Below are 12,778 nucleotides of genomic sequence, written 5' to 3'. Positions count from 1 at the left end.
CAGACGAAGCAACTCTCGGTTGAAACCGCCGGCAACGGCAACCTGATCAACATCAATGGCAACATTACTCTGAATGACAGCCTCCTCGTTTACATGAACGATGGTGCTGAGAACGGCGGCAGTCAGAACTACGTCAACTTTAACGGCCGGCTTCTGGACGGTGCAACAACCAGCGGCAACATCACCTTCTACGGTGACGACGCTGGCGGTGCCAACGACAATACCAGTGGTAGAACCTACAACTACGCCGTGCTCAAGGCCGACAACAGTGGCTGGACAGGAGATGTTCGCATCAGTGCCAACACCGGTTATGATCAGGATCAGACCACCATTCTGCGCCTGGAAAATGACAAGGCGCTCACTGCTGCCAACGATGTGGACATGGGCTACAATTCCATCCTGCAGACCGGCGGCGGTGCCCGCACCATCGGCTCTCTGAGCACCAATGGCGGCGTCGGTCCCTACACCGGCGACACTGGCACGATGGGTGGCAGCACCAATGGCAGCACCGAAATCATTGAAAATGCCGCCACCACCGAAGGCACGCTTACCATTACTCAAAGCACACCGGCCTCCACGGAAGTGTTGTGGGACGCCAAATTCCGCAACAGTACTCTGAACAGCCAGTTCTTTGCTCCAGGTGCCAGCCCTACGGCTTCCGCTGCATTGAATGTGGTCAAAGCAGGCGATGGCTGGGCCACGATGACCTTGGACAACGACTATACTGGCACGACGACAGTCGCAGCAGGCATCCTCCAAGTAGGTCGCAATAGTGTGGGGGATACGGGAGCCGTCAATGCTGCTGGATTCTCATCCGCTGCTGGCACTACCATCGCAGGGACCGGTCAGATTCAAGGTGCTGCGACCATTCTTGGCCATCTTAGCCCGGGTGATGAAGCGGGAGCTTCCATGGGGACGCTGACCTTCGTCTCCTCGGCCACCTTTGGTGCCACCTCGGACATCACTCTCCAAGCCCAACGTTCCAGCTACACCGCCATGAATACGGTCGGTTACGATACTGCGGGCTATAGCACCTGGGTCAGTGGAATCACCACCGATCCGACTTACAGCCATCTTCTCAATGACCCGGTCACCAGCGCTCAGCACGACCAGATCCTTGTTGGCGGTGCATTGACCATTGTTACAGGCTCCAAAATTACCCTCGTTAACAACGGCTACAATGCCGCCGCAGGGGATGTGTTCAAACTCCTCGACTGGAACGGTGCTAATCTGACCTACAATGTCGGCGGGGTTGCCTACAACGGTGGTTTGTTCCGCACGGGTGCAGAGACCGGTACAGATCTTGATCTTTTTGAGCTTGGCTCCGGCTTCCGGTGGGATGTGAGCCTGTTCGATACGCAGGGCATCATCATTGTGGTTGTGCCCGAGCCCGGTCGCCTGCTGCTGCTTATGTTTGGCCTGCTGGGCCTGTGCATGCGCCGTCGCCGTCGTTTTCTTAAATAGTGGCCGACCATTCGTCCTGATGCTGGCTGGCTGAAAGATGCCAGCCAGCTGCATCGGGCTGCTTGCAGCGTTTAACAGGCATCCGTCATGCCATTAAAGGCCATGGCTGAGTCAGAGATGCGGGCATGCCAGCTCTCAAAGAACTGCAAAAACTAGCAGTCCATTTGCCACCAAGAAATCGCGTGCGCTCAGTTCGCTTTCTGCCCTTCCGCCCATCGAATGGCGAAATAAGCCAGTTCGCCTGTCTCATTCATCCCCAGTTTTGCACGAATGTTCATTTTGTGCACATCCACGGTTTTGGTGCTGATTCGCAGCGCCTCAGCGATCTGACCTGTGTTTTTCCCTTGGCCGATCAGCACGAAGACTTCAAACTCACGGTCGCTCAGCTCTGAGATGGAATCCTTGGATTCGGCGGCGTTGCCGGAGGAAAAAGCCTTCAGGATTTCCTCGGACATTTCCTCGCTGACCGCTATGCCGCCGCTCGCCACACGGTGCAGGGCTTGTTCCAGCACCTTTTGCGGGGCGCTCTTCATCACATAGCCGCGTGCCCCTGCCTTGAGAGCGCTTTGCGCGTAGAGCTTCTCATCATGCATGGAAATGGCAATCATGGGCAGCTTCGGGCGCAGCAGGCGAAGATCCTTGATGAGTTCAAGCCCTGAGCGGTCTGGCAACGAAATGTCCACGACGAGTACATCCGGTGTGTCCTCGTCCACTTTGCGCACCGCCTCAGAGGCATCTCCGGCCATCCAGGCAAAAGCCAGATCCGCAGCGTTTTCAATGAAGAGCCGCCATCCCTCCCGCATCATGGTGTGGTCATCCACGATGGCAATTCGTATGGCGGCTTGTGCGGGATTGGTTTTCATGGGTACGAGGTTCTCGTGGGCAACCGCCCTTATTTGTTTCATGGATTCTTTAGCGGAATCCGCACAATGGCAATCGAGAAATCCCGTTCGCCTTTTTCAATGGTTCTCTCCAGTGTTGCGGAGAGCGTACGCAGCCGCTGGCCCATGAGGTGCAGGCCCATGCCGTGTCCGTCCGATGCGGTGCGTTCTATAAATGGAGTTCCATCATGAATCACACTCAACACCACATTGGCATCTTCCATTCTTATGGTGATGGTGATGACATCCGGCTTGGAATGCTTGCAGGCGTTGATGACCAGTTCCTGCGCAATGCGGAAGAGCAGTTCCTGGGAGCTCCCGGTGAGTGATGGGCTCAAATCGGAATAGTCGAGCGAGCACCTCACCATGTATGACTTCTCGGCAAACCCCAGCACGTTCTCCAGCGCATCTTTCAATCCGTGATTTTCGAAGCCCACTGGAGCAAGCCCCCACGCCATGCTGCGCGCGATCACGGTCGATTCTGAGAGCTCTTCAGCCACCTGCCCGGCGAGGTTGGCTATCTTGCCATCTTTTTCATGGATCATCCCTTGCACGACTCCTGCTTTCATTTTGATGGCTGAGAGTCTTTGACAGAGATCATCATGCAAGTCTCTGCCGATCTTCCTGCGCTCCTGTTCAGCGGCTTCGAGCACCATGTTCTCCGCTGTCCTGAGCTTGGTCACCGCCCCGGCAAATTCCACGGAGATCATGGATAGCTCATCATGTCCCTTCAATGTCATCGGGAGGCCGTTCGTGGAGCTGGCGGCTCGCAAAATTTCCACCACTCGGCGCACCCTGCGCGTGATGAGTTCATCCAGGGCGAACCAGAGCAGCAGGCATGATGCCAGCAGCACCCCGGCCTGCCGCAAAGATTCCTGCCAGGCTTCCTCATGCACTTCGATCAGCGCCAGTGTGGCGTCATAGCGGATCAAGATCGCAGCGCGGCTGTTGGATTCGTAAGTTTCAAAAAACGGCACCATCACCACCAGGCTGGTTTTTTTCGCGTTCCATTCAAATGCAGGCGCCATCGTCTCCAGCACAGAAGCGTGCCGCTGCCATTCTACTGCAAGCGGTGTTTTCCTGACGTCCATCTGCTTCCATTGCATGTGAGTGGAGCAGCTGACGATTCCCTCCTTGTTGCATACCAGGCCCAGATCCACATCGGAGGAAAGGGACACGTAGGCCATCTCGAGTTCGGCGGCGCGCTCCTGCTGCTTGCGGGACAGGTGCTGCAGCAGGCCGGCCAGACGGCTGCCTGTTTCAATAGCCTCATGCTCCAGGCGTACGAGCCGGCGGTCTGTCAGCCACTGCTGATTTCTCCAGTTGTTGAGCAGAATCATCAGAAGGCCAAACGACAACACACTCAGTGTGATGCGGCTTTGGATGGAGTGAAGCAGTTTCAAGGAAGCGCCTCCTTCGCAAAGCTGTCATCGATCCAGGCGCCGCCCGCCGGTTTTGACAAGATAATGCCGGCGCGGATCATCTGCTCCTCCATTTGCAGCGCCAGTTGCGGGAGTTGTTTAAGCTTTTCCACATTTTCAGTTTTGTTCAGTCGGCGCAGACGTCCGAGGCATGATGAAAGCTCGGCAGCGTCCAGGTTCTCACGTCGCAGGACAGCCTCCATTCCCATGAAGGGTTTGCCTGCCCATATCGTCTCCGCCATTTCTTCCTGAACTTGGAGAAGAGACTCCAACTCTTCACGAGAGGACATGCAGGCGCGCTCGGAGGCCACCAGCAAATAGGTGATCGGCACCTTGAGCTGCGTTGAGTCATAAAGGCTGTGCGTGCCGTTGTGAGTCAGCTTGGTCAGCCACGGATCCGTGACTACCACAGCCTCCACCTGCCCGGCTAGCATGGCTGGTTCCATCTCCGACTGAAACATGGGAACCATTTCGACTTCTGTCATCGTCATGCCCACGCTTTCCAGCGCATTCGCCAGCAGATAAGAGCCCGCACTGCGCTCTACCCCCACTCGCTTGCCTTTGAGGTCCTGCAGCCGCTGGATTTGAGGACGCGCCAGAACAGCATCCGCTCCTTCAGACTGGCTTAGCACCTTGAGCACTTTCAGCTTCTGCCCTGCCTCGCGCATTCGCAGGGCACTGTCCAAGGTCACCACCGCCACGTCCGCGGCACCACTGCCGAATGCCCGGACTACGGCGGATGACCAGGTAATCTCGATGATTTGAAAGCGGTTCGGTGGCAGGACTTGCAGGTCGCCCGCCACCAGCAGGGGCTCGGCAGCCGGCCACACGCCAGGGACGATCCGAAGGCGGCTTTTTTTCTCGTGATGCGGGAGAAATGCGGCCGCAAGCAGCAGAATGGCCAACAGAAGGGGCAGGAAGCGTTGCAGCAATGCCTTGGTTTCTTTCATCCTGCCAGCATGCAACAACCAGACGCATCATGTCCACTTTTGCTTGCACCAGAGTTCTTCATTTCTTTTCTGGCCACGGCGGGAGCCTCCGCTAAGTTAGGCGCATGGCTAAAGATATTCCCACCGTCTCTCGTCGTCATTTCCTGACTGCCAGCGCCGCCGCGCTTGGTTTTCCCACCATCATTCCCGCCACGGCTCTCGGCAAAGGTGGCCGCCCTGCGCCTTCGGAGCGCATCACCGTCGGTGCCATTGGCTGGGGGACGATTGCAGGTGACTGGACTCCGTCCTTCCTCAACAACGGCAAGTGCCAGGTCATCGCCGTGGCTGATCCCATGAAGGAGTACGGTCACTACGGCTACGATGGCAAAAGGACCGGTGGACGTGAGGCCGGCAAAAAGATCATCGACGCGCATTACTCCCAGTCGGCAAACAAGCCGGTCAAGGCCTGTGCCGCCTACTCGGACTTTCGCGAAATGATGGAGAAGGAAGACCTGGATGCCGTGCAGGTTTCCACTCCGGACCACTGGCACGCCTACCTGGCCATCTATGCCGCGCGCAAAGGCAAACATATCTACGGCCAGAAGCCCCTGGCGCTCACCATCGCCGAAGGCCGCCGCATGAGCGATGAAGTCGCCAAGGCTGGCGTCACCTGGCAGACCGGCAGCCAGCAGCGAAGTGATCAATACTTCCGTCTCGCCTGCGAGATGACGCAGAACGGCCGCATCGGAAAACTCAAGCGCGTGCGCGTCGGCCTGCCCGGGGGGCACTCCAACTGGAATGGCATGGCGGACCAGATCAATCCAGCACCGCCGCCCCCCGACTTCGATTATGAAATGTGGCTCGGCCCTGCCGAACACATGGACTACCGCCCCGCTTTGCTGCCGCTCAACTGGCGCCACAACTTTAATTTCTCCGGCGGCATGATCACAGACTTCGGTGCTCATCACATCGACATCGCCCAGTGGGGCATGGGCACACAGCTCAGCGGCCCCGTCGAGCTGCGCAATGTCTCCGGCACCATGGACAAGGCGGCGCTCTACAACACGGCCTCCGAGTTTGCTTTCGAGTGCGTTTATGAAAACGGCCTTGTCATGCAGGTGGCCAGTCCGACGCACAAGATCATGCCTGAAGTGGAGGCCGCGCTGGCCACGCCGAACGCCAAGAAACCCTTCGATCACGTCGGCGTTATGTTTGAAGGTGATGACGGCAAATGGATCTACGTCAACCGCGGCAAGATCACCGCCAGCAGCCCAGACATTCTGCGCGAGAAGACTCGCCCTGAGGAAATTCACCTCTACGAAAGCAAGGACCACACGGACAACTTCCTCTCCTGCATCTACGATGGCAAACCGACGGCGACTCCCATCGAAGTCTCGCACCGCAGCATCACCATCGCTCACCTCGCAAACATTGCCCTGCGCAGCGGCAGCACTGGCTTGAAGTGGAATCCGAAAACGGAAACCATTGCTGACAATGCCGCAGCTTCCAGTCTGCTCTCCAAGGAATGGCGCAAGCCATGGGTGCTTTGATTTAGCGTCTCTCAAGACCATCGCATGCCGAAACATCTCCTGACATCACACTGGTGCAGCGTCCTCCTGACGATCATCCTCGGACTTGGGGGGGGCGCTCCCATTGGAATGCAGGCGCAGGACACGATCAAGATCGGTCCGCTCCAGCCCTTGCAGACCTTGCCTTCACTCGGGCCGGTAGCCCCGGCGGTGCCTCAAACGCAAGCCCCGGTGGCCGCCCCCACAGCTCCGGCAGCCACTCCACCAGTGGCTCCGCTGCCTGCGGTCCCACCAGCCGCCGCACCGCCGCCACTGCCCACCAGCAGTACAGTCACCATCACCGCGCCGATTGCTCAGGCTTATCTCTACATCGAGCCCTACCAGACGCGCTTTGAAGTGCTCTTTGATGCGGCCACGGTGCTGGCCTGGCTGGCACCTGAAGCAGCACTGCCGGCGGCGCTCCCCGCCGACCAGCAAAAGCAAATTGTCGAGACCATGGCATCGCGTGCTTCCGACTGGTGCGCGCTAAGCGTCGGCGATCAGGCGCTGCAAGTGCCGATGCCTCTGGTGGCGGTGATCAAGGGCTTGCCCGGCAACACGCTGCCATTGAAAGAGGGGGAAGAAGTGGCCCTGAATCAGGCGCTCGTCGGATTCATGTGGGAGTTTGCCACACCTCCCGGTCCGGATGAAATGAATGTCACGTGGAAAGGTTGGATCAAAGGCACCACCAAGCTGCCGGTGCGTGTCTTCTTTGGCCCCTTGAGCGAGACTGGGGAAATACACTCCTCAATCAAAACATTCCGCTGGCGCAATCAGGGCCGCATGCCCCGTCCTGCACCGCTTGTGGCTGTGCCGCAGATTCCATTGCCGCAGCCATTTCGTCTGCCGCTGGGCGGCATCCTCTGGCTCGTTGGTGGTCTTGCGTTTTACATCTACCTCAAAGTCAAAGATCACAAGCTTCCGGGGGGCAGTTTGCCGTACTTTTTCGTCTGGCTGCTGGGCGGAGTGCTCATGAGCCAGCTGCTTGTGCTGCCCATTTATACCGGGCCTGCCGCTCAGGCGGTCACCCAGGTTGCTGAGGCGCAGAAGATCGTCTCTCCGCTGCTGCGCAATGTCTATCGGGCTTTTGATCATCACGCCGAGTCAGACGTGTATGACGTGCTGGCCCGCAGTGTGGATGGTGAGCTTCTGCGCAAACTCTATCTCGAAACCATTCAGGCGCTCACGCTGGACGGCCGTGAAGGCACCCGTGTCACCATTGCCGAATTCTCCGCCACGGTGGACAAAGTGGAAGCCAATCCCAAGGGCGCAGGCTTCATCGCGGATTGCAACTGGATGGCCCGTGGCATCGTTGGCCACTGGGGGCACAGCCACCCCCGCGTCAATATTTACAATGCACGCGTCACCATCATCCCGGTGAAGGATGAGTGGAAGCTCACCGGCCTCGAAGTGCAGGAAGTCCGGCGGCTGTAGGCTGGTAATTTGGTTATAAGCCAGTCTGTCTGCAATGAGACGCCTCATTGGCAACGTATGACTCCCATCATGCGCCAGTTGCTTCTCCTCCTTGCCATCCCCGTTTTCGCCGCCGATCTCCCTCCGGATAAAGGCAGCACCATCCCCGAAAGTGGCAAGCGCCCCGGCGTCATCACCGGCAAGGCATCGCTTCCTTTGCCGAAGCACGATCTTCCGGACGGCTACACCCTCGAAGTCGCCGCTGCCTCCCCGCTCGTCACCCATCCCATCATGGGCTGTCTTGATGACAAGGGCCGTCTCTTCGTCGGCGATGCCGTCGGCGTGAACTGGAACAAGGCGCAGCTCGAAGCAAATCCACCAAACCGTGTCCTCATGCTCGAAGACACCGACAAGGACGGCAGCTACGACAAGAGCACCGTCTTTGCCGACAAGATGACCTTTCCGCAAGGAGCCTGCTGGTTGAACGGCAGCCTTTACGTCGGCTCACCGCCCGGCATCTGGAAGCTGACCGACACTGACAATGACGGCGTCGCCGACCAGCGTGAAATGATCGTCGGCGGCTTCGACTACACCGGCAACGCTGCCGACATACACGGTCCCTTCCTGCATCCCAATGGCCGACTCTACTGGTGCCATGGCCGCAAAGGTCACAAGGTCGCGCAGAAGGACGGCTCGCTGGTCGATGAATCACTCGCCTGCGGCATCTGGAGTTGTAAACCCGACGGCAGCGACGTCGCCTGGCACTCCCTCGGCTGCGGTGACAATCCCGTCGAAGTCGATTTCACACGTGATGGCGACATCATCGGTGTGCAGAATCTCTACTACAGTCAGCCGCGCGGAGACACCATCATCCACTGGCTCTACGGTGGCATCTATAAGCGCAGCGACCAGCTCAAAGCCATCGCGCATCTGCCTCGCACCCTCGAAACCATGCCCGTCATGTACAATTTCGGCCACGTCGCCGTCAGCGGCTCCTGCTTCTGGAAAAACTATCCGGCCAGGAACCAGGGCGCTCAGCAGTTCATGGTCACCCACTTCAACACTCAGCGCCTCGTCCGCATGGAACTCATCCCAAGCGGCAGCACCTACAAGGCCGTCGAAAACGAATTCCTCCGCCTCCACAATCCCGACATCCACCTCACCGATGTCATGGAAGACCCGCGTGACGGCTCCCTCCTTCTCATCGACACTGGCGGCTGGTTTCGCATCGGCTGCCCCTCCAGCCTCATGGCCAAGTCCGATCTGCTAGGGGCGGTATATCGCATCAAGGCGAAGAAGCCGCAGCTCGCCATCCAGAACACGAATGACTCTGTCCGCAAAGCTGATCTCCAATCGCAAATCGCAGCGCTGAAGTCGAATGATGAGCACGCACGGCGTCAGGCGTTGGAGTGGACGGCGAAAAATCGGCCGCAGGAAGGTGAGGTTTTAAGCGTGCTGGGACAGTTGCTAGACCAGGAGCTCGATCCTTCATCTGAGCACCTTTTAATTTATGCGCTTCGTCAAATGAAGCCTCCTGTTCAAAGTGGTCCTGTCTCGGACCGATATATGAGCCGCTGGCTGTTGGTTGAATTAGCCCGTCATGGTTCCGAAAAGAGCTTTGCCAGCATCATCGAGAGCTCGCTTCCTCGCCTCGTTCCTGAAATGTCCCCCCCTCTGGCTGATGCAATTCGGAGATCGCTCGAAGTGGTGCCTGATGGCGACCAAATAGCAGTTTCGGCTTTCACGGAATGGCTCAAAGAATCCGACATCACTCAAGGAAGAATAACGTTTATCACACACGTCATTTCCGGACAGCTCGCGAAACCATCCGCGCAGTCGCTCATGACTGCAATGCTAGGTCATGGCTTGGTGGATGTCCGCATGGCGGCTTTGAGCATCCTCGCCACCCAAACCTCGGGCATCACCAGCGAAGCATGGCTTCCGGCTCTCGACAAACTCCTCGCTGAATCCCCCACACCGCTCGTCTTCGACGCCATCAAGAAACTCAAGACCCCGCACTTCGACGCCGCTCTCCAAGCCATCGCCAACGACACCAAGCGTCCGCTTGCCATCCGCCTCAAAGCCCTCGACTCAGCCAAGTCCGTCAAGCTCACCGGCGAAACGTTCACGATGGTCAAGGGCGTGCTCGCCGATGCCGCCTCATCCTCCGCCGCGAAGATTCAGGCCGCAGGCATGATCGCCAGCGCACCTCTGGCGAAGCCACAGCTCCTCGAACTCGCACCGCTGTTTGCCACGCTTGGACCGGTGGAGCTCAAATCGCTGCTAGCCATCGTGCGCAAATCGAAAGACGCCGAAGTCGGCAATGCGCTCGCGCGTGAAATTGCGAAAAATCCTGTCATCGCCAGCCAGCAGGAAAGTGTTTATCGCACTGCGTTTAGTGACATGCCGCCTGACATTTTTGAGACCATCATCCTGCCAGCTTGCAACACCGCCGACGCCGCCTCCGAAGTCAAGAAGCGTCAGCTCGGCCCGTTGGCTGACAAGGTCATCGCCAGTGGCAATGCGGTGAATGGAAAAAAGAACTTCGAGATGGGGAAGGGGACCTGCATCGCCTGCCACAAGATCGGTTCCGCCGGTCGTCCCATCGGTCCCGATCTCTCCCACATCGGCGCCATTCGCACCGAGCGTGATCTGCTCGAAAGCATCCTCTTTCCCAGCAACACCCTTGCGCGCGATTACGAAGCCCACGTCATCGAAACCAGTGACGGTCAGCAGACTTTAGGTGTCATCAAATCCCACACCGCCGAAGGCCTTCTTGTCATCGACATCGCCGGCCAGGAAAAGACCATCGCGCATCAGACCATTGCGGGCGACACCACCCTGATCACCAGTCTCATGCCCCAAGGCCTCGATCAAACCATGCCTGAAGCCGATCTCCTCGACCTCGTCGCCTGGCTGCGAAGCTTGAAGTAATCACACTACTCCGCCAGCAGCATCTTTTTGGCTGCTTGCAGGTGTTTAGTCTGCTCCGGCGGCAGTTCGGGATACTTCAGCTTCATGCCCTTCATCTCATTCAAGATCGCGGCACTGACGATGAGGCGCATGTTCTTCTTGTCGTCCGCTGGGATGACATACCAGGGGCAGTCTTCGGTGGCGGTGGTGCGGATGGCGTCTTCGTAGGCCTCCATGTATTCCTTCCAGTGGCCACGCTCACCCACGTCGCCTTCTTCAAATTTCCAGTTCTTGCTGGGCGTGTTGATGCGGTCGAGGAAGCGCTTCTTCTGCTCGTCCTTGGAGACGTTGAGAAAGAATTTAAGAATCAGGATGCCGTTGCGGTGGCAGTAGGCCTCGTAGTTGCGGATGTCTTTGAGCCGGTCGGCGAAAAGCTTGTCGATGTTCTTCGTCGTTTGCGCGGGCAGGCGCTGCACCTTGGTCACGATCTCGGGGTGCACCCGGCAGACGAGCACCTCCTCATAGTAGCTGCGGTTGAAGATGCCGATACGGCCGCGTGGTGGCATGACGCGTGAGGTGCGCCACATGAAGTCATGGTCAAGTTCGTCTGCCGTGGGGCGTTTGAAGGCATGCACTTCCACGCCCTGCGTGTTCACACCGCTCATCACATGTTTGATCGTGCTGTCCTTGCCGGCGGCGTCCATCGCCTGAAACACCAGCAGCAGCGCCTGCCGGTCCTGCGCATACATCTTCTGCTGCAGATCGTCGATCTCCGTGCGGAACTCGGCGATGAGAGACTCATAGTGCGCATCGTCCTTGTACAGATCCTTCACCTTCGTCTTCGCCTTCTTGATGCGAAAGGGTTTGCCGTCTGGCACGCGGAAATCGTCGAGGTCGAGCTTGAGTTTCATGAGGTCAAAAAAAGTAGATGGCAGGAATTAACAGCAATGCCATCCGATGAACAGAAGGAACTGAGAGGTTGGGGCAATGCGCATGCCGTCTTTGCGATATTGCCTCCGGTTTGATCGTCGCGGCCGTGTCCTCTTTAAGATGTCCGAGCAATGCGGGCACAAAAAAAGGGCGGGGATGAACCCGCCCTTTAAATTGGTCTTTTCCCTGAGCCGAATTACGCGGCGGAGACAGGAGCCTCGGGAGCGCCGGGGGCCTTTGGCAGGGTGAAGCGATAACGGATCTTGCCGCGCTTGGCGGAAGCACGGGCTTTGCGCTTGGTGCGTTCTTTGGGAGTCTCGTGCGCACGCAGGCGGCGGACTTCTTCGAGGATGCCGTCCATTTCGAGGCGGGTCTTGAGACGTTTGAGAGCGCGGTCAACGGGCTCGCCTTTACGGATCTGAATTTCGGTCATAAACGGGTCTAGGTGGTTTGGGAAAAGGGGGGTGAAAATAGGGGAATGAGGCCGGGCGTCAACTGGAATGTGACCTCAAGCGACGAGAGTCTGCTCCCGGTCCGGACCGATGCCGACGAGGCTGACGCGGGCTCCGGTCAGTTCTTCGAGGCGTTTGAGGTAGGCTTTGGCCAGTTCGGGGAGGTCGGCGAATTTTCTGATGCCGCTGAGATCCTGCTTCCAGCCCTGGTGGGTTTCGTAGACAGGGACGCAGGCGGCCAGGTCGGCGGCGGTGCTCGGCGGGTAGTGGATGGTCTTGCCTCGCAGGGTGTAGGCGGTGCAGATCTGGATGGTGTCGAGACCGTCCAAGCCATCGAGGTTGGTGATGGCGAGTTCATCGGCACCATTGAGCATGACGGCGTAGCGCACGAGGACGGAGTCCAGCCAGCCGCAGCGGCGGGCGCGACCGGTGGTGGCGCCGAATTCGCGGCCCATGTTGTGCAGCATGTCGCCGATGGCGTCGTTTTCGGTGACGAAGGGGCCGCTGCCGACGCGGGTGGTGTATGCTTTGCCCACGGCCACGACCTTGTCGATCATGCGCGGAGGAACGCCGGAACCGGTGCAGGCACCGCCGGAGGTGGTGTTGGACGAAGTGACGAAGGGATAGGTGCCGTGGTCGATGTCGAGGTAGGTGCCCTGAGCGCCTTCAAACAGCAGGCTCTTGCCGGCCTTGATCGCCTCGTGCAGATACACCGTGGTATTGGTGATGTGAGGTGCCAGCGTTTTGGCGGCTTCGAGCATCTCCTTGACGGTTTCTTCCACGGGGACGAGTTCGACGCCGAGATCC

At 58.4% G+C, this 12,778-nt stretch carries 10 protein-coding genes; 4 read left to right on the top strand and 6 right to left on the bottom strand.

Annotation, left to right across the window (positions count from 1 at the left end):
• Positions 1-1,464, top strand: a 1,464-nt coding sequence (locus tag ACIREA_RS14690; RefSeq protein WP_397383034.1) for an autotransporter-associated beta strand repeat-containing protein, incomplete at its 5' end; no start/stop codon positions are given.
• A 188-nt stretch (positions 1,465-1,652) separates the two neighbouring features.
• Here the strand turns inward: ACIREA_RS14690 and ACIREA_RS14685 are convergent.
• From ACIREA_RS14685 to ACIREA_RS14675, 3 genes are all read right to left on the bottom strand, one after another.
• A complete protein-coding gene (locus ACIREA_RS14685) occupies positions 1,653-2,327 on the bottom strand; it encodes a response regulator (RefSeq protein WP_397383033.1) in 675 nt (224 codons plus the stop codon).
• Between the two features lie 38 nt (positions 2,328-2,365).
• Entirely contained in the window at positions 2,366-3,451 is a 1,086-nt protein-coding gene (locus tag ACIREA_RS14680; protein WP_397383032.1) for a histidine kinase, read from the bottom strand.
• Positions 3,452-3,744: 293 nt separating this feature from the next.
• Positions 3,745-4,716 (bottom strand): ABC transporter substrate-binding protein, encoded by a 972-nt coding sequence (locus ACIREA_RS14675; protein ID WP_397383031.1) that lies wholly within the window; start codon positions 4,714-4,716, stop codon positions 3,745-3,747.
• 104 nt (positions 4,717-4,820) lie between these two features.
• Here ACIREA_RS14675 and ACIREA_RS14670 point away from each other — a divergent pair, with 104 nt between their 5' ends.
• The 3 genes from ACIREA_RS14670 to ACIREA_RS14660 all read left to right on the top strand — a co-directional run bounded on the left by ACIREA_RS14670 (position 4,821) and on the right by ACIREA_RS14660 (position 10,610).
• Positions 4,821-6,245, top strand: a complete 1,425-nt coding sequence (locus tag ACIREA_RS14670) for a Gfo/Idh/MocA family protein (protein ID WP_397383030.1) — start codon at positions 4,821-4,823, stop codon at positions 6,243-6,245.
• A 24-nt stretch (positions 6,246-6,269) separates the two neighbouring features.
• Positions 6,270-7,697: a hypothetical protein gene (locus ACIREA_RS14665; RefSeq protein WP_397383029.1), complete on the top strand. Its 1,428-nt coding sequence runs from the start codon at positions 6,270-6,272 to the stop codon at positions 7,695-7,697.
• A gap of 69 nt (positions 7,698-7,766) precedes the next feature.
• Positions 7,767-10,610 carry a PVC-type heme-binding CxxCH protein gene (locus ACIREA_RS14660; RefSeq protein ID WP_397383028.1) on the top strand — a complete coding sequence of 948 codons (2,844 nt, stop codon included), beginning with the start codon at positions 7,767-7,769 and terminating at the stop codon, positions 10,608-10,610.
• A 5-nt stretch (positions 10,611-10,615) separates the two neighbouring features.
• Here the strand turns inward: ACIREA_RS14660 and ACIREA_RS14655 are convergent, their stop codons facing one another.
• The 3 genes from ACIREA_RS14655 to ACIREA_RS14645 all read right to left on the bottom strand — a co-directional run.
• Positions 10,616-11,500 carry a polyphosphate kinase 2 family protein gene (locus tag ACIREA_RS14655; protein ID WP_397383027.1) on the bottom strand — a complete coding sequence of 295 codons (885 nt, stop codon included), beginning with the start codon at positions 11,498-11,500 and terminating at the stop codon, positions 10,616-10,618.
• A gap of 215 nt (positions 11,501-11,715) precedes the next feature.
• Positions 11,716-11,952, bottom strand: a complete 237-nt coding sequence (gene rpsU / locus ACIREA_RS14650; protein WP_397383026.1) for a 30S ribosomal protein S21 — start codon at positions 11,950-11,952, stop codon at positions 11,716-11,718.
• Between the two features lie 75 nt (positions 11,953-12,027).
• Positions 12,028-12,778: adenylosuccinate synthetase (locus tag ACIREA_RS14645; protein ID WP_397383025.1), on the bottom strand; the 751-nt coding region annotated here is incomplete at its 5' end.

It is taken from the genome of Prosthecobacter sp., assembly GCF_044373815.1.
Lineage (GTDB): Bacteria > Verrucomicrobiota > Verrucomicrobiia > Verrucomicrobiales > Verrucomicrobiaceae > Prosthecobacter.
Note: the sequence above shows the minus strand (reverse complement) of the source record. Positions and strands in the feature narration are given on the sequence as shown.

Excerpts from the sequence above, each read along its gene's own strand:
- ACIREA_RS14655 (WP_397383027.1), bottom strand. The coding sequence starts at position 11,500 with ATGAAACTCAAGCTCGACCTCGACGATTTCCGCGTGCCAGACGGCAAA.
- ACIREA_RS14660 (WP_397383028.1), top strand. The coding sequence starts at position 7,767 with ATGCGCCAGTTGCTTCTCCTCCTTGCCATCCCCGTTTTCGCCGCCGAT.
- ACIREA_RS14685 (WP_397383033.1), bottom strand. The coding sequence starts at position 2,327 with ATGAAAACCAATCCCGCACAAGCCGCCATACGAATTGCCATCGTGGAT.
- ACIREA_RS14675 (WP_397383031.1), bottom strand. The coding sequence starts at position 4,716 with ATGAAAGAAACCAAGGCATTGCTGCAACGCTTCCTGCCCCTTCTGTTG.
- rpsU (WP_397383026.1), bottom strand. The coding sequence starts at position 11,952 with ATGACCGAAATTCAGATCCGTAAAGGCGAGCCCGTTGACCGCGCTCTC.
- ACIREA_RS14665 (WP_397383029.1), top strand. The coding sequence starts at position 6,270 with ATGCCGAAACATCTCCTGACATCACACTGGTGCAGCGTCCTCCTGACG.
- ACIREA_RS14680 (WP_397383032.1), bottom strand. The coding sequence starts at position 3,451 with ATGCAATGGAAGCAGATGGACGTCAGGAAAACACCGCTTGCAGTAGAA.
- ACIREA_RS14670 (WP_397383030.1), top strand. The coding sequence starts at position 4,821 with ATGGCTAAAGATATTCCCACCGTCTCTCGTCGTCATTTCCTGACTGCC.